Raw genomic sequence first — 20,271 nt, 5'->3', positions numbered from 1 at the left:
ATCTGAGGTTGTCTTACTCTGTGGGGTCTTTTGTTTCTGTCTTTGAGGCCTTCTAAACCGTACTTTTTGTATCTATTTTTCCATTTGTAGAAGGTGGTTGGACTTATTCCGAAGTATCTGCAGGTTAGTCTTGCATTTTGGTGTTTTTCGTAATGTTGAATCCATTTAAGTCTTTTTCTCACGTTTGGGTCTTTTGTTAGGTCGAGTTTTGTTTTTATTTTCGTTCCTCTTTTGATTGTTTTTTTGAAGGGTGTATTTGATATGTGCAGGGATGTTCCTTTGAATTTCTTTAATTGTTTCATTGGTGGACACCTCCTTTTGTTGGAGTTCAAATCTTATTTTAGGGTGTCCACCTTCTTTCTGAACTTCAACAGTCCAAGCGCATGGGCTTTTTCCTTTTTTAAAAGTTTTGTATAACTTCGATTATCTATTATATATACTTCTACTCTATCGTTGGAAAACCAAAGTTTAATGTTTTTATGATGTTTTGCATACTCTATTATCCATGTTTTTAGTGCTAGGTTTTGGTCAATTCTCCATCTAAACCAAAATTCTCCTAGCCCCATGTAATTTTTGGGAATATTTTCCACAAAAAGAATTACATAATCAGTTGGAATTCGAAGGTAACGGTCATAGGGAGAATAGTTAAGTAAAAATGTGAAAATATTCATGTGAAATCCTTTTCCAACTACTTGAGCAAATTGTTGAACATTAGAAACTATAGTGTAAGTAAAGGGTTGAAATTCTCTTCTGATTTTATAAACTATTACAGGAAAATCCTCCTGTTCTATGGATGTCATGGTTTTCTTATAATTTGGAGAGAATAGGTAGCTCTCGGAGGGGGATATATAAATTAAAAAAATTAATAATAAAGAGATAATAGTAAAGCTAAAGTAATAATGAAGTTTCTTTAAAAATTTGTACAGAGAAAGTTCAAAAATAAAAAAATAAATGATGGAAAGTTGAATGGAATAACAAAGGGCAAGAAGGTTATTTACTCTTGTTTTAGCGGAAAGAGGAGGAAAACCAAAGTTGGAAAAGAAATGAATTGTTAAAACTCCTATTGTAAAAGCTCCTACATATCCGAGAATTTTTAATTTTCTCTTATCTAACAATCCCAAAATAGAAAACAATAAAGAATTTCCAAAGAGAAGTAGAATTGAGAGGTTAGGGACTGAAATTGTAACAGCATAAAGGTCAATAGGTTTAAATGAAACAGCTACTTTAGGTTTATTTCTATTGAGTAAAACATCTAGGAAAGGAAGAGCTTTTCCAAATATAGGGGGTAGTCCATAAATAAAAAGTTGGACTATCCATGTAATACCTAAAAAACCTCCCATAAAAGCCCACTTTATTCCTTTAAAAAGGAATCTAAGGTCTATTCCGTCAACGAAAAAAGAGTAAAGAAGAATTGGGATAAGAGTAAAAATTACTATTATTCCATAAGCAGCATGAATACTTAATAATATTCCTAAAGAGATAGAGAATAAAAAAAGATATATGTTCCTGCGAGTTTCAAGTGTTCTTATGAAAATGTACAATGTGTATATAAAAAACGCAAAAGCATGTTCTTCTTCAAGATAAACCGTCAGTCTCCAGAAAGAAGTAAACTGCTGATTTAAAAAGTTTGTTAAAAACTGGGGTAGGAAAGGTTTATAGTAGATTTTTAATGGTCCAAAAGAAAATATCATGGGGTCAGTTGTTGTTATAGAACCACTTAGCAAGTAAACCCCAAACTTATAAGACATTATGGTAGAGAAGATAAGAACTGCTAGTAGGGGGGAAAATGTTGGAATGTGTGATATTTTTTTGCATATATATGAGACAAAAATATAAAGTCCTAAAAAAAATATACCAATATAAAATATTGGAGCTAAATTTACGAGCGGTATAGGGTCAATATTAAGTAAAGTATTAATAGAATGAAGAATCATGGGACCGCCCCACATGTATGGAGCTCCAGCTGTCCTATCTATAATAACGTTCTTTTTTAAAAGATTAAACCAATAGTAAAACTGGCTAATATCAGGAGACCCCTCTACCCAACTGACCAATCCTCGGTAAATAAAAGGAAGAGAAGAAAATAAAAATACAGCTACTAACAACAAAAATCTTAAAATGTTAGCTAACGAAACTTTCTCTTTTACTGCAGGTAAAAGTTTGCGTTTAATGTTTCTTTTATATAAGAGGAAGTAAACATTTGTTTTTTCAAAAAATCTTATTAAAGAATAGATTGTTCGATTGTACAAATGTATGATATATTTACTAATATGTTGCTTATAGTAAAATTTAATAAATAGAAGTTTAACAGTTATAAAAAAACTGACAAGTGAAATAAAACCAAAAAGCTTTAATATTACAAGAAAAGGAAATATAAGAGTGGAAAAGCCAGTCATTACAATTATATTGAAAACAAATCTCTCTTTCCAACCTTGGAGCTCTCTGTAAATTTCCTTTGGAAATATCCAGTGAGGAATTAAAATATAATATAGCACAATTCCTAATATAAATTTAAACAAAACGTAGAGTTGATAAGTAAAAACCAAACTTTCTATACTACCCGAATTATCGAGCATTATATCCCATTGCCCATAACAAAAGTTTCCATCTATAAAGTTCACCATCAAAGTATGTATTAATAAAATCAAAGGGAACAGTTGTTATTACCTTGCCTTTTCCATATTCTACATAACTAGAATAGACTCTACCATTACTTTTAATAATAGGAGTACCATCTACTGTAAAATAGATACCTATGTAGTCTTCCTGTTTTAAGAGAAGCTTTTTTACTCCTTTAAAAAATCTGATGTCTTTATCAACATTAACCTCTTTTAAAACAGGTTTTATATGGAACTTATCAATTCTTTTTGCCTTTATAAGAAAAACTCTAATTTTCCTACCAAAAAGTTTGCATTTTTTTAACTTTCTCAAGAAAGAAATGATTTGTTTCCTTTTTATCCTTCTCAAAGATAAATCATAACTTGAGATAAATATAGCTGACTCTATCCATAAATTACCTCCATTTTTTACCCAATTTTCGAGAATTTCTATTTCCTCCGGAGATACATTTAAAGAAATAGCAAAATTTTTCAGCAGGTCATTGGTTTTCAAGCTAAGGTTCCCTATCCAAAAAGGTTTTAAATAAATAAAATCATAGAATTTAGGGTCCCATCTTAATCTCCAATAGTTGGCTTTCTCGAAAGGAGCTGATTTCCATTTGAGTTTGATTGAAGAGTAGAATTCAGGAGGAAACTTACCGTAAAAATCCAAAATGGGCTTATAAGAAATAAAAGGAAAATCCTTCAAGAGATTTTTAGTTTCCTCATCAATATCTCTATATTTATCAGGAACTTCTATTAGTTCTATTTTTTCACTGGTATTCAAAATATCACATATATCAAAGTTACACTTGCTTTTTTCTCTATAGCAAGAACTAAGAGAAGTTAAAAGAACAATCATTAGAAGAAAACACCTAATCATTTTTTTCTCCTTCTAAAAGAGTTTCAAGTGTTGAAAATTTAACTTTTGTTTCTGCCCAAAATAAAACTAGATTTTCAAGTAACTTCCTCGGATTTTCTAAATTAAAGAGATAAAAACTTTTTCTTAAAACGCCTTTTAAAGTTCTTTTACCCATTGCATCTGAAGCAACTATATCAAACGGGTGAACATAAAAATTAACCTGTTTTTTTCTTTTTACTAAATTAGTGAAAAGCTTTTTATATAATTCAAAACCAATTTTTGATACCCAAAGAAGACCGTGGGGAATTGGAATGGTTGAAAGGCAAGTTATAGGAAATTCTAAAGGACAAGTTGATTTTAAGAGATGAGAGGAACTTCTTACCCCTCTCAGTAGAGAAGCAGCACTTATACATTTAGGTTCTGGAACAGAAGAGTCATACATATATCCTACTTCACACAAAATATCTATTAAGTAATCGTTTACTCTGAACTGGGGAGCTCTGAATCCTTTTACTACCTTTCCTGTTAAAGATTGTAAAACATCCTTTACGTAGGATAGTTCTTTTTTAGCAACATCGAAAGGAAGTTCTCTATAATCCACATGTCTATATCCGTGGGATGCTATTTCATGTCCATCAATAATAATTTTTTCTATGAGCTTTGTTTCTTTTAACCTATCTATAGATAGTCCATTTATGAAAAATGTTCCTTTAATTCCGTATTCCTTCAAGATAGAGAGAATAAAGGGTAATCCTTTATCTATTCCGTAAGATGATGGTCCATTACCAAGGTCAAGCTCAACATCGACGGTAAAACATAGTTTCACATTTACCTCAATATATCATCCTTAACAATTATACTAAATAAATATAGTAAAAACATAGAAAGAGAGGGATTCAGGATGTAGCTGAAAAGACTCAAAAGGAAGGCAACTTCATTAGGAATTCCTTTTAGAGAAAGCAAGTAAATGAATACAATATCCCGAGTTCCAAGACCTCCGATGGAAATAGGAAGAGCTGTTATAATACTACCAGAGATATAAACCGTTAAAAGGTAGGGAATAGGTACAGAAACACCGAAAGCCTTCGCTTCAAATAAACATGTTAAAGTATAAAAGATCCATATTACTATGGTAGTTATAACACCAGGAATCAGTATCTTTCTTATGGATGAAGTTATTTCGTTATAATGTTCTTTATAACGAAATTTCAAAATTAGGAAAGAAATAGCAATTAACGGAATAACAAATACAGTTATAAATACTAATTTTCCTCTGTTGAAAGAAAGTTTCTGAAGGATATCCTTATCGAAAAATATACATAGAATAAATATTAAAACTGCAAATAAAAGGTCGAAGATATTAGCAGCGATATAAGCATTTCCTATTCTCAGTTTCTTTTCTCCTTTGTTGGATACAATAGTAGCTGTAGTTGCTGCAAATATAGAGACTATAAATGTTGTAACCTGACTTAGAAGAACAGAGGATGTATAAATTCTCAAAAGGGCGGAGGCTGACAAATTTACCCCTAAAACACGAAGGAAGATAAAAATCCTTGAGTATTTAAGAATAGCGAGTATTAACATAAATACTATAGAAATTATCATGTACAAAGGGGAAATATTTTCTATGGTATAAAGAATATTCTGAAAACTTATCTGAGTGAAAAGAATCCAAAAAAATAGAAAAATCCCTAAAAAAGGCAAAATTTTCTTCAATAAACCCATTTTCTTATGCTTCCTGCTATTGGTTCTAAGACATTTATAGGTAACTTCCTGATAATATCAGAAATCCATCCATATTTTTGCGATACAAATTCTGAATATTCTGGAATAAAAGAATTATTTTTCTTACGGAATGAGTAAATATGGATTGGATATTCTACAGCTCCAAAACTCTTTTTAAGTTCATACGGACCTGTTCCTTTCTTACTTCTACCAAAGCAAAATACTTCGGCTCCTTCCGAACGAGCTTTCTTCATTAAATAGTAATATAGAGACAAACTTATTCCATACCTTTGATATTTCCTTGGAACAAGATGATAAAGTGAGTAGCAAACTTTACCATAGATTACCGCTATAGATACACCTACAGGTGTGTTATTTTGTTCCATTAATAGAAATAATAAGTTTTCTCTGAATGTTAGAAATGTATTAATGTAAAATTCTTTTTTATGCCAGGGAGTACCTAATTCTTTCATTCTTTTCCGTAGTAAATAGAAAAACTTTTCTAAGTTTTCCTGAGAAAAGCCCCAATTTACTGGAAAATCTTTATTTTCAATTTTCCTTAAACTTCGTTTTTTCTTTTTTTTAAAAAATTTTATTAGTTCATCTTGAGTTTTAGGTATATCTATAAAAAATATAGAGTTAATATCATTTGATGGATAAGAATTGATTTTATCTTTAAATTGATAAATTCTTAATTTCTTTATTTCTCTATTGGAAGAGAGAAAATCTAAATAATTAGAGAATCTATCAGAATTTATTACACCTCCTGTTTCAACATGGGGAACAGAAACAAATTCATCCTTTAGACCTAATAACCCTTTTACATGAAAAAGAGGAAATATTGATATTATCTCTCCATTCTCTTCTTCATAAAGGTAAAATGGTTTAAAACCGTACGTTTTATGTAATACTGATATCCATTTTGCAGAGTGCCAAAGATATCCTTTTTTTCTATTAAAAGTTTCCCACTTTTCTACTTCCTCTAAATTCTTAGGATTTAGTAATTTTACCAACTTCTAGCAACCTCCTTATAACAATGGAAATTTGATTTGAAACTAAACCTATAAACATTATTATCGAAAATTCTGTAAATCGTATAAATCCCATAGGATTAAGAATGTTGGGGAAAAATAAGCTAATGAGACCTCCAGCAATTGCTCCATAAAAGGAGTATATTGCGAGTGGAATAAAGAAGTACAACGGTTCAAAAACCACGACTGTTGACAGAATAATAAAAAGTGCTCTTAAAAAATCCTTTAACTTAACCTTACTACTACCAGCCTTACGAGGACTTACTTGGATATCTATAAATTTAACTTTGAATTTCAATAAATGTGCTATTATAATAAGGGCTGTTGGAAAGGAATATCTACGTGGAAGAAGGTCAAGATAGTTTAAAATTTTTTCTCTTTTTATAGCTAAAAGTCCTGAATTTATATCTTTAAATTTTTTCTTCACAAAAAAGTTAGTTACTTTTATTAAAATAAATTTTCCAATTGCCTTAAACCATCCAGAAGAAGTTAAAGATTGTCTCTGAGTAAATACTGCATCCACCTCTCCATCCAAGGCTTTAACAACTTTTTTTACTTCGGAAATAGGGTGTTGTCCGTCAGCATCTACTACTATACAGTACTTTCCCTTGGCGTTTTTTATTCCTGTAATTACGGACATTCCCGCTCCTTGATTATTTTCATGTTTCAATACAAGGTCAGCTCCTGATTTAACAGCTGCTTCATAAGTGCCATCAGTTGAACCATCGTCAACAACTATCACTTCAGCTTCTGGAAATGCCTCCTTCAATTCACGAACAACGCTCCCTACTGTTTTTTCTTCGTTGAAAGCCGGAATTACAAAACTTAAGAACACTTTACCCCTCCAAAATTTAGAAAGCAGAGTAGTAATAGTAGTGGAATCTCTTGAAAAACTTCAACGCATAATATGTACTTACAGCGGCAAATACAACGGATCCCACTGTTAAACCAACTATAGCATAATAATACTCAATTAATCTACTAAATGCGAATCCAACAGCTAGGTTAACTAGAACTCCTAATGCTATTGATTTTAAAGCAAAGTTATAACGTGAATAAGCAAAGAAAATAACACAATTAAGAAGGGCCACTGATAAAAAGGTGTAACCAATAGAGGCAAACCAAAAAACTTCTTGGTTAACTAGTATGAAAAATACATTAGCATATTTTAATTTAAACTTAACAGAAAGGATTAATGGGGCGAAAAAGGAAAATATTATTGAGATAATTCCTACAAAAATGAATACTACAAGAGCAAGCCTATATATTCTTAAAAAATGTTCATTGAATTCTTTAACACTGTAAGCGCTTATTTCTTTTATTTTTTGGAAAGAAAGAATTCCTAATTCATTAATAAATACTTCAATAAAAGCTACAGTAACAATAAAAGTAAACAGTGCCCAATCAACTCCAACTTCATAAGGCATATTAAACCACATGAAATATGGCATATAGCCATGGGATGTTGTCCAAGCCATCAACCTATCCATTATTAGAAATAGAAAATAAAGACTACCGTAAATGAAAAAAGGATACAGTGTATAGAATAAAGTTCCTGCTTTAGGTAAAACTACTCCTTCTGCATAGTTCATTAATTCTAATTTCCTTAATTTCCTAAAAGCGATAATGTTTGATATTAATATTAAAATTCCCATACCAAATATTTGAGAAGTATAGATTCCAAAGTGAAAAACTTTAAAGAAGAGTAAAACCAATAAGATTCCTATAAAAGTAAGAAGTGTAAGGGAGAAATAGTCATTTAACATGTAGAAAATAGAAAATACTAGGAATATTATGCTGAGTAAAATGTAATATAAAATTGCTAATTTGAACATATAAAAAGGGAAGAGGTTCATAAGGTAGTTAACAAACGAAATGGTTATAGCATAAACTGCTATTAAAATGAGTCCTATCAGATAAAAACGTTTTGTTATTTTACTTGCAAGTAAGTACTCTCCAAATTTTAAATAAAAAAGTCCTTTTCTACCTATCATTTGAGCTATTCCACCAGTAGAGAAAAGAGCTAACAGTGTTCCAAAAGCTATTGCAGTTGCTTCTCTTAAAGAAAAGTGTATGTATGACCAAATACCAACACCAACAATAACCATTGAAACTATTTGGATAGCCATCGGAAGGGCAAAGAGAGTACCTTTCAAGTAATTCAAGAAAATTCTAATTAGAAAAGGTCTTTCCTCTAAAGTTTCTTTCCGTACTTCATACTTCAATAAATCAACATATTTGTACAGTTCTCTTGCAAGAGAAAATATATCCTCTTTACCCCATTCTTCCCTGGCGTCTATATCTCTTATACCGTTTGACTCTAACAGAGCAGCAATTTCCCAATAATCGGTAGGTTTACTTTTGCCTTCTGTTATTTCTTTAAGGAGCTGAATATATCTATGAGAGTACACCATCTTCCTTTCTTGTAAGTGAAAGATAACTTTCCTTATAGTTTGTAGTCATGTCCTCAATTCTAAATCCATTAAGAACCCTCTGGCGCGATGCAACAGATAGTTCTGCAAGGATTGATGGATTTTCAAATAAATACACTATTTTTTCTGCAAAGGCTCTATAATCTCTTGGTTTTACTAGGAAACCATATCCTTCCAGAACTTCCCTAACTCCTCCTACGTCAGAAGATACAACTGCTTTTTCACAGGCCATAGCTTCAAGAACAGCAAAAGGAAACGCTTCAGAAATGCTGGTAAGAACAAATATATCCCCTTCATTTATCGCTCTTTCAGGAGAGGATGTCTTACCAGCAAAGATAAAATTACCTTCCAAGTTTAACTTCCTTACAAGCTTTTGGCATCTTCCAAAGTATTTTTCATCAACAGGTGGACCGAAAACTTTACAGAGAACATTTGGAATTTTTTTTCTGACTAAATCACAGGCACGTATGAAGGTTTCAATATCTTTCAAAGGGTCTATCCTGGCTATAGTAACAACTGTAGGTCTATCCATTCTGGGAACATCCAATTTTTTAAAACGTTCGACATCTATACCATTGTAGATGACTTTTATTTTTTCTTCTTTCACCTTTCCGAATGTTATTTCCCATCTTTTGTTGTATGCACATACTGGAGATATTTGGTCAGCAAAGTAATAATTAAGCCTTGAAATTAACTTTATAAGCCCCATAATAAATCTCTTTGAAAGAACAGGATACTTTTCACGAGAAACAAAGAGATACTGTTCCCGAACATAGATACCATGTTCTGTAAGTAAAAACTTACTTCCAAACTTTTCCTTTGCCAAAATACACGGTAACCCGCACAACGCAGCAGCACTAGAATGATAAATGTCTGCTTGTGGAAGAGGAGATATAAGAGTTATAAAAAATCTATAAAGCCATCTTAAAGCTTCTACAACGTCATAAATCGATGGAACTTCCTTTTCATATCGATGAATGTCAAGAATTAAGTTGTAAAAGTAATTCCATGTTTCTTCTGATTTAAAGGCCATAGAATAGTCGTGTTTTAAAAAGAAGTTATGAAAATTGTATAAAGTTTCACACACTTTATCCAAATTATTTTCTTTGCCATATATAGCTAAGGTTATAGTTTCTAAATATTCAATAAATTTACTAATGGCTACCGGGTCAGACTTTGTGTTAATTTTTTTCCAAAAAACCTTATGAAAAGGGAGATTTAATAGATATTCTGTTGGTTCCTCTGTTCCCCAGAGGGGTACATTTATCAATTTTGTTACATTTGAAGGCAAATCAAACTTTGCAGACACAAAGGGGTTCATCATTATTGCAAGTATATGGAATTCTATATCTTTAATTTCATGAACAAGGATGTGTGCCCATGTACTAACTCCGCCGGTACTATAAGGATATGTCCCTTCTGTCGTCATTACCACTCTGGCTTTATAGCTCATTTCAAATCACTTCCTTCCATTATTGAAATATCAAATAGAACTTTATTTTCTAGCAATGAAGATAACAAAAGCTTTTTCTTTGTAATTAAAAGGTCATTCCAAGAGGTCATTACAGATATGTAATCACCTAATCCTTCGATATACTTTTCCTTTGATATTTCTAATCGCTTCTTATCCAACTCCAAAATCCTTCCTAACAAGATTTTTTCTCTTTTATAAAGCTTATAATCTTCATACAAAGAAAGAAAGCTTTTGACAGTATTCTTCAAGTCCCTTTTTAAAGTGAGTTTTCTTTTTAATAAGTCAAGTTTTTTCAATAAAAGTTTTCTACCTCTTTCCTTTTCATCAAAAAGAGGATAGGTAATTGTTATTCCTATATCGTAAAAGGGAGACTTCATTACGTTAGAGGCAGTAATTCCACTAGTGAGGGTTACAAGTGGTTTATTTCTCTTTTTTTCGATGTAATAAGAAATAGCAGCATCTTTTATTTTGTACCTATCTATATTGATAATTGGAGAACTTTCCAGAGCTTTTCTTTCTCCTCTGGAAATACTTGGAAAATAGTTAATATCAGGAGGGAGTAATTTTAAGGGGGTAGTATCATTTATACCACCCATCGTTCGTAGTTCTAATTCCCACTTTTTATATACAGTTCTTTCTCTTAAAAGTGCATTCTTTAATTTAAAAATCTCTCTTTCCTCTGTAAGAAGAGCGTATTTAGAAATTTTAGTTTCTTTTTTGTACATTTGCTTCAAAGATAAAAAGAATTTCTTTCTATTCTCTAATTGTTCCTTTATAATATTTATTAGTTCTTGGTGATAAAAGGTCTGTATATACGTAGATACTGCTGAAAGCTTTAATAATTGAACTGCCCTTAGAACTTTTTGCTTTTCTAGAGATAGTACTATATAAAGCTCCTTTTCCAATAAACTTTTTACTCCTCCATCATATAGGACTTTTGAACCTTTGATTGATATAGATTTTTCATTAGAAAAACTGTTATTCATATAATACTTTTCAAGAAAGCTGCCAGAAATAGATAGATTAAAGTTGTAATAGTCTAGATTCCTATAAAAATTTAAAATATTCCTTTTAAAATCCTTAAAACTAATAGAGATGTTTTCATTATTTTTTTCAACTAACTTTAGATAATCAGAAAGGGTCAATATTCTTTCTTTATTTACTAATGTTTTAATCTCTTTGACTTTGTTGCTATGTCTAGACTGCTTCTTTTCAATTGGTTCTATTTTCTGTATTTTTTTTCTTGATTCCTTAAATATAACATTTTTTTTGAACAAATCCTTGGTGGATTTCTTTTTAACTATTTTTTTCTTTTTTTTCTCTGAAATTCCTTTTTCTCTATAAATTTTAGACTTTAACTTCGTATTGAGTTTTCGCAAATCCGAAGGAACAATGGAAATATCTTTTGTTCCAACAATATTCTGAACTTCCTTTATGTGAGAAGAAGCCTCTTTAACTGTTGGTAATAAAAATATTCTAACAGTCCACATTCCTTTATCTGTCTTATAGATAAAGAATTTGTCATTTTTAAGTTTAACTTTATTTAGAAATTGATTGGCAAATTTAAAATTGTTTGATGTATAAACCTGTAATGAATAAGCTATATTACCCTTTGCATAGCAGACAGAAAATCCAAGTAACAGAAGAAAAAACAAAAAATAACTTTTAGACGCTTTCATTTTAATTTTTTAGATTTTATATTTGATTTTATGAATATTTCATTCCCCTCTTTTGGTAAATCGAGACCCATAGCTCCAACCTCCTCAGGTTTAAACTTGAAACTAATAAGACACTTAGTTTGTGGTTGAAGAATGTAATTCCTATTATCCAAAGTCATATATAAAACCATTCTACCCAGAGTAGGGTCAACTATCGGAACAAGCTTTTCTATCTTTGCCTTACCTACATAGGCAGGAACTGTAAAACACTTAACGTCTCCCTCCATTCCCACCTTTAAAAACTGATAAGTTCCTGGAAAAAATGCTCCTTTAAGCTTAACTTTATCAATATTAATTATCTCCCCAATTTCATCGTTCTTGAAAATTTCTTGTCCCTCAATGGGGGAAAGTTTGGCAATAAAACCGCTTATAGGACTAATAATGTATCTATATTTTAGTGCTTCTTTAGCTTTTTCCAGTGCTATCTTGGCTTTTTTTAAATTTTCCAGTGCTTCCTTTCTCTTTTTTTGCAGAAGGTAACTATCTTTTCTGTAGGTATATTCACTTTTCTTCCTGCTTTTTAATAAAGTCTCATAACGTATCTCTGCACTGTGAAGCTCAGAAAGCGATATGTATCCTTTCTTATAAAGTTCATAACTTTTTAAAAGGTCCTCCTTTGCATTATTTATAGCTACGTCACTGGCTGTTATTCTCTGGGGTAGATAGAATTCCTCATACCGAATTTTTGATATTTTATAGTTTATAAGAGCTTGACGATATTTCCTTTCAAGGTCTTTTATATCAAGTTCAAGAATTACCTCTCCCTTTCTAACGTAATCTCCGGTACTTTTATAGATTTTCTTTACCCTTGCAGTAACCGGGGAAATTATCTTTCTGTCTTCTGAAGGATAAATTAAACCTTCTATTGTTACTTTTATAATGTCCTTTGATTTTTCAATTTCCTTTTCTTCAGGAGGTTCAACTTGACATGACCAGACAGTTAGTAGAATTAAAATTACTAATAATATCCTCATTCTCTGAGTTTCCTTAAAAGCTTTTCAATAAGCGTATCCACTGTATCATCCTTCTCAAGGTCAGTCACAGCAATGTTCACTTTTATAGAGTACTCCTTGCTAAATTTCTCAAGATATTTATTGATTCTTTCTATAACAGGTTGAGCTTTTTCTGAGGAAGTATTTGCCAACTGTATTATGAATAAATTTCTATTGTAACGTGCTATGAAATCACTATCCCGGATTATACTTTTTATTCCTGAAACAAGCTCAGCTAAAACTTTCTGAACTTTATGTGGATTAAGTTTTCGCAGCTCTTCTATACCAATAGCAATATAAAGAAATGGAAAGTCGTAACGTTTTAATAGAGAAATAGCTTGTTCTATTTCTCTTTCTAGCTGATATCTACTTAAAGCTCCCGTTTCTAAATCTACAGGGTATATCCTTTCTAAGAAATTAATGTAGGTACTAACTCTTAAGGACCTAATGAAAACTATAATTAGGACAAAAATATACGCAAGTAAAATATGCAGACGTAAGGAAAGTTTTGGAGGTATAACATCAAGGCTAACAATCCTGTATTTGAAGGATATATCTATACCAAGTAAAACCATAATAAGAAGAGAAAGAATCAATCCTAGTTCATATTTAGAAAAGAATGTAGCTATTATAGGATATATAAATATCCATATATTTCTTTCAGGAGGTAAGATTATTGTTAATAACGCATAGAATATAAACGTTGAGGCACTATATACATACTGGAATAAATGAATTTTATCATTCTTTAGTAAGTAAATAGAGAAAATTAAGAATATAATGTGTAACGGCGTGATGAAAAAGAAAATTTTTTCATCACTTAGAGCTACAATGCTACCTATTGTTAGAGATACAACAATGTTTATTAGTGTAAGAACATAATCAAAGTTTTTCTCTCTGTCCTTCAGGTTAAAAAGATACGTCATATCCTCTTCCACTATCTAAAGGTATAAATCGTCCTTTCCATAAGGTTAAATATAATAACGTTTAGGTATAATGACAATATTCATTGTATCTATTTCTATAAAGTTTATGTCTTATACACATTGATATTTATCAAAAACTAAAATAAACTGGAGTTAAGACCTTGTCTCTGCAAACTTTAAGACAGGCTTTAAACCATCTATTATCTGTAAATAATCTGCCTCTCCATTCTCAACTCTGTCCATTAACTCCTCAAGCTCCCTTGTAAATTCTTCCGAGGTGTACTCTGGGAAATTTGTTGATAAGTATTCGTAAACCTTTATTCCCAACCTTGTTGGATACAAGAACTTTCCCTTCTCAACGACGTATCCCCTATCTAAGATTGTTTGAACAATCTTTGCGTACGTTGATGGTCTTCCTATACCTCTCTTTCTCATCTCCTCAACAAGCTCTCCCTGTGTAAATGGGAATGCCTTTGGAATTTTTCTCCTTGAAACAGTAGTAACGTCAAAGTAGTAACTCTCTCCCTCCTTAACTTCAATGGGAATTTCATCTGTTTCAACGGGCCAAACGAGGTTCCAGCCATCTTTAACAATCTCTGTCAGAAACTCTTCCTCCGTTCTAATCTCATCGGGAAGGAGCTTTACCTCTAAAACAACCTTTTCCCCTTTAAAAGGAACCATTTGAGAGGCAATAAATCTCCTGAATATCAGGTCGTAAACTTTAAAGTGCTCCTTTGTCATTCTTGCGGAGGAACCTGAAACAGTTACAAGGGTCCTCAAACCTGACTCATCAATCGGTCTTGTAGGTCTTATACACTCGTGAGCTCCTCCCTCTCCCCAAGGCCTAAGTTTCACAAATTCACTTCCAAACTTTTCAGATATGTACTCCTTTGCAACTCCCATGCCTACCGTTGAAACCCTTGTTGAATCCGTTCTGTGGTAGGTGATAAAGCCACTCTCAAACAAGTCCTGAGCAATTTCCATTATTCTTTCTGCTGAAAGTCCCAATCTGTCCGAGGCCTCCCTGAGGAGCTCCCCAGTGTTGTAAGGAGGTCTTGGATTCTTCTCTACAGTCTCCTGTTTTAAAACTTTTATCTTTAACTTGTCAGCAACTATTCTCTTTAGCTCCTCTAAGTTTTCAACTTTAAATGAAAACTTTAAACCGTTAGACTCAACAATTAATAGACCTATTCTCTCCTTACTTTCCCTGTACCTCTCTATTACCCAGCCTAAAACGGGAGTCTGAACCCTACCGGCAGATAGCCAGTGCTTTTTAAATACCTTCCAGAGGTGCTGGCTCAGTGAAAAACCTACCCACCTGTCGGCAACTCTCCTTACAATTTGAGCTTTGACTAAGTTTTCATCAATTTCCCTTGGATTTTCAAGGGCCTCCATGAATGCCCACTTTGTTACCTCGTGAAATTCCATTCTCTTCATCTTCATCTGATAGGGCTGAAGAACTCTTCCCACGTCCCATCCAATCTTTTCTCCCTCCGTATCTGGGTCACTAGCTATGAAAATCTCATCAACCTCAAGCCCCAATTCCCTCAGTGCTTCAACAATTGTTATCTTGTCAACATCGGGTCTTCCCTCACACTTTGAGCAGAAGGGCTCTGTTGTCTGCTCGTTGCACTTTGTACAGTACTTAATAGTGTCGTAAACGGGAATGTACCTTCCATCCTCCTCCTTAACTCCCCAGATTCCGTCCCTTACGGTTAAGTCGAAGACGTGTCCCTTTGATGCCGTAAGGAGTAGGAGTTTGTTCCCTATGTTTATCTCGTATGCATCAACATCTTTAATTCTTCTCCTTATAGGTTTTCCAAAGAAATTGGCAATTGTCCTTGCCTTGTTTGGAGATTCAACAACGATAAGCCCCGTTGTCACTAAGCTTTTTGTTTCGGGTGTAATTTCCCCTGATAGAATCTTCCTAACCCTCTCCCTGTCCTTATCTATAACTTTAAAAATCCTCTCGAGGTCCCTTTCGTCCACAAGTTCAAATCCGAACTTTTCAGCTAAATCCCTACCTTTGTCATAGTTTAAAACTTTGAAGTTAATGTCCTCGAGGAATATTATGACTCTCTTTCTCAATGAGTTTAGGGCTTTTAAATCGTCCACCAACGTAAGGCTGAGCCCCTTTGTAAGTCCTCCAGCAAACATCCTTGAAGTCCTTCCAGAAGCCTGAACGTAACCTGCTGCATCTCCAACAACTACAAAAAGCTCCCCATCCTTCTCCTTCAAAGAAACAGTTTCAGACTCCTTAATTTTCTCAAGGAAACTCTTGTCTGAAAGGTATCTATCCAAAAATTCCTTAATTTCTGTAAGTTTTTCCTTTATTTTTGGGTACCTATCTAAGAGCTCCTCCTTCAGACTAAGGTACTTCTTTAAGTAGGATACGTACGAGATAGCCCTTACCTGCTCCTCCTCTGGAAGGAGTTCCCTCAAAACAAGGAGCATTCCAAAGAGCTTAATTGGGGCAAGGGTGAGTCTTACACTGAACTCCATCTTTGGAACGCCTATAAAAACGGCATACCTGACGGCCTGTGGTAAATCGATTCCCCTTGCTAAGGGATTTCTGTAACTCGCTATTCCTACTGCAGCCCAAAGGTCTCCCTCAACAAACCTTTTCTGGTTTTCAGGGTCAAAATCCTCGTAGGAAACAGCAGGAATACCGTTCTTGTTGAGAGTATCCACAACAATGTCAACGTAGTCCTTTCCCATATCGCTTGAGATAAAGACAAAAGCTCCCTTACCGTACCTCTTTACCCTCTCAACAGTTTCCTCTAAGAGGTCCTTATCTGTGTAGATGAGAACGTCCTCAACGTTCCTTAAGGCAGTAGCAGACTTTCCTACTTCAAATCCCAAAATTTCCCTAAAAAGCTTAACTCTCCTTGACTTAGGCTGAGAGGTTGCAGATGAGACAACTAAGACGTTATCTATTTCCCTCCTTCTCCTTTCCAAGTATCTCTCATACTTACGAATCCTTTCTATTAGTTTTTTATCGACTTTTTCACCTAACTTTGCAGCTCTTGCCTTTAGGTCAAGAATTTTGAGGGCTAAATTAACATCGTTATCGGTAAATCCTAAGAGCTCTATAACCTTATCAACGTTCTTTGCACTCTTTAGGAGGGAATCTACATCGTCAACAAAGACAAAGTTAAAGGGTTTGGGAATTATTTCAAAGTTCCTGTAGAGAAAGTTTGTTGTAGTAACCAAGATATCGTAATTTCCTCCCTTTATCTCCTCCTTTTCTCTCTTTTTCCCCGTGTAGGCAACGATTTTTTTATCGGTCAGCTTCTTGAGTCTCTCTACAGTTTGAAGGACCAAAAGCCTTGTCGGAACGATTATGTATACTTTTCCTTTTAAAAAGGCACTCGTAACAAGTCCCCACGTTGTTTTCCCAACTCCAGTAGGAGCTATCATAGTAAATGACTTTTTGAGAGCAACCCTTTTAGTCCACATAACCTGGAGGCTCCAAGGGGTAAAACCTGTCTTCTCCTTAAAAAACTCAGAGTACTCCTTAACAAATTCGTCAAGTTCGCAAATTTCAGAAAACCTCTTTAGGTTTCTGTCGAGAGCTCTACAGATTTCCTCCCTCTCCTTGTACTCTATCTCTTTCGGAAGACATTTTTCACATGGTAAACCCTTTCTCAACCTTTCGTCCGAAATAATTCCACCGCAGTTTGGACACATTCTGTGAAACTCAGCAATCTTCATGGTTACTCCTGTTTTATTTGTTAAACTTCACTCTATTAAGTCTATCAAAATTTCAATGGGGTGAACTATGAGACACTTTATCCCTACAAGAGTGGTTTTTGGAAGAAAAGCAGTAAACAGACTATCTGAGGAAATCTCATACCTAAATTTGAATACCAAAAGAACGGCTGTAATCTGCGGTTCATCTGCCGTTTCTTTAGGATACACGAAGAAAATTTCAGAACAGATTGAGGGGGAGGTTAAAGTTTTTCCCCTTGTAAAGGAGGACCCTACGGTAGAAAATGCCGAAGAAGTTCTTAAGGAGGTAAAGGAGTTTTCCCCTACCCTCATTGTAGCAGTGGGAGGAGGAAGTCCCTTAGACGTTTCAAAGGTCGTCTCTGTTATGCTTGAGAATGAAGGAAACATCAGGGAGTTCATAGGGATTCCGGAAGTCTTTAAAAGACCGGGAGTTCCGTTAGTTGCTGTTCCAACTACATCTGGTTCAGGTTCAGAGGTAACTCCCTTTGCAGTTTTAACCGATAGGGAAAAGTTGAGGAAGGCTCCCTTAATATCCCGATTTCTATTTCCTGCTCTTGCGATTGATGACCCTGAGCTGACGATTTCAATGCCCCAGTTTGTAACTGCAAACACAGGTATTGATGCTCTAACCCATTCAATTGAGGCCTTCCTCTCAAAAAGGGCTACACCAATAAGCAGACTCTACTCCTTAGAATCTATGAAGTTAATCTTAAACTACCTTCCCCGAGCCTTTGGAAATCCAAAGGACATTGAGGCAAGGGAAAAGGTTATGTTGGGAAGTTTACTTGGCGGAATGGCAATAGCGGATGCTGGAGCAGGACTCGTTCACACACTTGCTCACATATTAGGAGTACTCTACAGAGTTCCCCACGGACTCTCAAACGGCATCTTCTTAGTTCCCGTTCTTGAATTCTACGGTCTTTCTATAAAGGATAAGTTGGAGGAAATAGGAAATTACATCGGTATGGGAAGAAATTCTCATGGATTCTTAAATTTCCTGAAGGAGTTTCTCTCATTTTTAGGAGTACCTCAAAAGGCATCAACCGTTGGCCTTAAGGAGGACGATATTTCTTTGTTTATCTCCTTGGCAATGGAGAAGAAACACCTGATGGGAAGTCTGCCGAGAATTCCAAGTGAGAGGGATTTAAGGGTTATTTTAGAGGAGTTAATGTGACCTCCTCCCCTCACTAAAGTGAGGGGCTTCCCGCTTCACAGGGTGCCATCGCACCCTCCACGGGCATAAGTTCGGGGCGGTCCACCCCTACCACCCTTTTAAGGCGGGTGAGACCTTCTTTCAACAGGTTAAGCGCTGCGTTAATGTCCCTGTCGTGTTTTGTTTTACATAAGGGACAAGTCCACTCTCTATCAGAGAGTTTTAATCCATCGTTCTTATACCCGCACTTGCTGCACAGTTTTGACGACGGAAAGAATGTATCTACCTTGATTAGCTCTCTACCGTACAGCTTCGCCTTGTATTCAAGATACTGGATAAATCTCCTCCAGCTTGCGTCTGCTATATGCTTTGCAAGTCTTGAGTTCTTTATCATTCCCTTGATGTTTAAATCCTCCACTATCACGGCTTGGTTATCGCCGATTATCTTTCTGCTTAGTTTGTGAAGAAAGTCATCCCTTTGGTTTTTTATCTTTTCGTGGAGCTTAGCTATTCTCTTTTTGAGTCTTAGGAACCTTTTACTTCCTACTTCTTTCCTTGAAAGATGTCTTTGGAGTTTCTTTAGCCTCTTTTCGGATTCTATTAAGTGTTTTGGTTTCTCTATCTTTTCTCCGTTTGATATAGTGCAAAAATGGGTAAGTCCTACGTCTATCGCTACTATTTTGTTTTCTTTCGGTAGAGGTTCTATCTCTCTATCTACCAAGATGTTAAGGTAGAACTTTCCCGTAGGAGTCTTTGTAATCGTGATGGACTTTATTTTCCCTTTTATTTCTCTGTGTTTTATGAATCTTATCGGCTTTTTCAGTTTTGGAATCTTTACTTTGTTCCCTTCTATACGGAAGTGTTGAGGAATTGATATGCTGTTTGTTCTCTTTTTGCTCTTGAACTTGGGAAATTTTGCAAGTCCTTTGAAGAAGTTTTTAAAAGCTCTATCAAGCCATCTTACCGCTTCTTGGAGTGATTGGCTGTTTGCTTCTTTGAGAAATGAAAACTCCTCTTTCAGTTTAGGCAGGAGCTTTTTATACTCATAATAGTTCCACTTCTTACCCTCTACCTCGTAATCTTTCTTTGCTATTTCAAGAAGCTTGTTGTAAACAAATCTACAGTGCCCTATTTGACGGTTCAGAAACTCTATCTGTCCTTCCTTCGGATAAAGCCTGAACCGATAAACGTATAACATTTACTTCCTCTTCTGATTCTCTATATACCTTCGTATTACGTCTTCAGAAATTGAACCTATCGTCTCTATGTAGTAGGAAGGATTCCACAAGTGTCCTTTCCATAGTTTCTTTTTAAGCTCTGGGAATTTCAAAAACAACTTCCTTGCACTTATTCCCTTTACCATTTTTACAATATACGAGGGTGCTACTTTCGGGTGGGCTGATACAAATAGGTGAACGTGGTCTTGTTCCCCTACCTCTACCAGTGCTACGTCAAATCCTTTTTCTATTCCGGTTTCTATTATCACTTTTCTCAGGTAATCCTCTATTTCTGGAGTCAAAACTTTCCGCCTGTATTTGGTTGAAAAAACTATGTGGTAGTTACAGTTATATATGCAGGTTCTTCCTCTCTTTACAGTCGGTTTCAGCTTTGTTTTTCCCATACGGATAG

General features: G+C 34.2%; 16 protein-coding genes. 1 reads left to right on the top strand and 15 read right to left on the bottom strand.

What is annotated here, in order from left to right; translation table 11 throughout:
* The 13 genes from FN732_RS01845 to rgy form a co-directional block, all read right to left on the bottom strand.
* On the bottom strand, positions 1–302 hold a 302-nt coding region (locus FN732_RS01845), incomplete at its 3' end, for a helix-turn-helix domain-containing protein (protein WP_142933554.1).
* Between the two features lie 33 nt (positions 303–335).
* Positions 336–2,105, bottom strand: a complete 1,770-nt coding sequence (locus FN732_RS01840) for a hypothetical protein (protein ID WP_142934047.1) — start codon at positions 2,103–2,105, stop codon at positions 336–338.
* A gap of 460 nt (positions 2,106–2,565) precedes the next feature.
* The gene (locus FN732_RS01835) at positions 2,566–3,480 is read right to left on the bottom strand and encodes a hypothetical protein (RefSeq protein WP_142934045.1); all 915 of its coding nucleotides are present in this window, start codon (positions 3,478–3,480) and stop codon (positions 2,566–2,568) included.
* The gene (locus tag FN732_RS01830) at positions 3,473–4,285 is read right to left on the bottom strand and encodes a polysaccharide deacetylase family protein (RefSeq protein WP_185954203.1); all 813 of its coding nucleotides are present in this window, start codon (positions 4,283–4,285) and stop codon (positions 3,473–3,475) included. Before FN732_RS01830 ends, FN732_RS01835 begins: the two co-directional genes overlap by 8 nt.
* 2 nt (positions 4,286–4,287) lie before the next feature.
* Positions 4,288–5,184, bottom strand: a complete 897-nt coding sequence (locus FN732_RS01825; protein ID WP_142934041.1) for a lysylphosphatidylglycerol synthase transmembrane domain-containing protein — start codon at positions 5,182–5,184, stop codon at positions 4,288–4,290.
* The gene (locus FN732_RS01820; protein WP_142934038.1) at positions 5,172–6,197 is read right to left on the bottom strand and encodes a GNAT family N-acetyltransferase; all 1,026 of its coding nucleotides are present in this window, start codon (positions 6,195–6,197) and stop codon (positions 5,172–5,174) included. Before FN732_RS01820 ends, FN732_RS01825 begins: the two co-directional genes overlap by 13 nt.
* A complete protein-coding gene (locus tag FN732_RS01815) occupies positions 6,175–7,050 on the bottom strand; it encodes a glycosyltransferase family 2 protein (protein WP_185954202.1) in 876 nt (291 codons plus the stop codon). The genes FN732_RS01820 and FN732_RS01815 overlap by 23 nt, the downstream gene beginning before the upstream one ends.
* Positions 7,051–7,066: 16 nt before the next feature.
* Positions 7,067–8,626, bottom strand: coding sequence for an MATE family efflux transporter (locus tag FN732_RS01810; protein WP_142934033.1), 1,560 nt, complete (start codon positions 8,624–8,626; stop codon positions 7,067–7,069).
* Positions 8,613–10,100: a GT4 family glycosyltransferase PelF gene (gene pelF / locus FN732_RS01805; RefSeq protein WP_142934031.1), complete on the bottom strand. Its 1,488-nt coding sequence runs from the start codon at positions 10,098–10,100 to the stop codon at positions 8,613–8,615. The genes FN732_RS01810 and pelF overlap by 14 nt, the downstream gene beginning before the upstream one ends.
* Positions 10,097–11,800 carry a TolC family protein gene (locus FN732_RS01800; protein ID WP_142934029.1) on the bottom strand — a complete coding sequence of 568 codons (1,704 nt, stop codon included), beginning with the start codon at positions 11,798–11,800 and terminating at the stop codon, positions 10,097–10,099. The genes pelF and FN732_RS01800 overlap by 4 nt, the downstream gene beginning before the upstream one ends.
* Complete coding sequence (locus tag FN732_RS01795; protein ID WP_142934027.1) at positions 11,797–12,813, bottom strand: HlyD family secretion protein; 1,017 nt, start codon at positions 12,811–12,813, stop codon at positions 11,797–11,799. The genes FN732_RS01800 and FN732_RS01795 overlap by 4 nt, the downstream gene beginning before the upstream one ends.
* Positions 12,810–13,769, bottom strand: a complete 960-nt coding sequence (locus FN732_RS01790; RefSeq protein ID WP_185954200.1) for a GGDEF domain-containing protein — start codon at positions 13,767–13,769, stop codon at positions 12,810–12,812. The genes FN732_RS01795 and FN732_RS01790 overlap by 4 nt, the downstream gene beginning before the upstream one ends.
* A gap of 141 nt (positions 13,770–13,910) precedes the next feature.
* Positions 13,911–17,471, bottom strand: a complete 3,561-nt coding sequence (gene rgy / locus FN732_RS01785) for a reverse gyrase (protein ID WP_142934022.1) — start codon at positions 17,469–17,471, stop codon at positions 13,911–13,913.
* A 67-nt stretch (positions 17,472–17,538) separates the two neighbouring features.
* On the opposite strand from rgy, the gene FN732_RS01780 reads away from it, so the two are divergent.
* Positions 17,539–18,663, top strand: coding sequence for an iron-containing alcohol dehydrogenase family protein (locus FN732_RS01780; RefSeq protein WP_142934019.1), 1,125 nt, complete (start codon positions 17,539–17,541; stop codon positions 18,661–18,663).
* Between the two features lie 13 nt (positions 18,664–18,676).
* On the opposite strand, the gene tnpB is transcribed toward FN732_RS01780, so the two are convergent.
* Both tnpB and tnpA read right to left on the bottom strand, forming a co-directional pair.
* On the bottom strand, positions 18,677–19,840 hold the full coding sequence (gene tnpB / locus FN732_RS01775; RefSeq protein WP_142934017.1) for an IS200/IS605 family element RNA-guided endonuclease TnpB: 1,164 nt from the start codon (positions 19,838–19,840) through the stop codon (positions 18,677–18,679).
* Positions 19,841–20,263 carry an IS200/IS605 family transposase gene (gene tnpA, locus FN732_RS01770; protein ID WP_142934015.1) on the bottom strand — a complete coding sequence of 141 codons (423 nt, stop codon included), beginning with the start codon at positions 20,261–20,263 and terminating at the stop codon, positions 19,841–19,843.
* Positions 20,264–20,271: the final 8 nt, after the last annotated feature.

Origin of the sequence: Balnearium lithotrophicum (assembly GCF_900182585.1) — a bacterium.
GTDB lineage: Bacteria > Aquificota > Aquificia > Desulfurobacteriales > Desulfurobacteriaceae > Balnearium > Balnearium lithotrophicum.
This window is presented reverse-complemented; position numbering and strand designations above follow the sequence as displayed.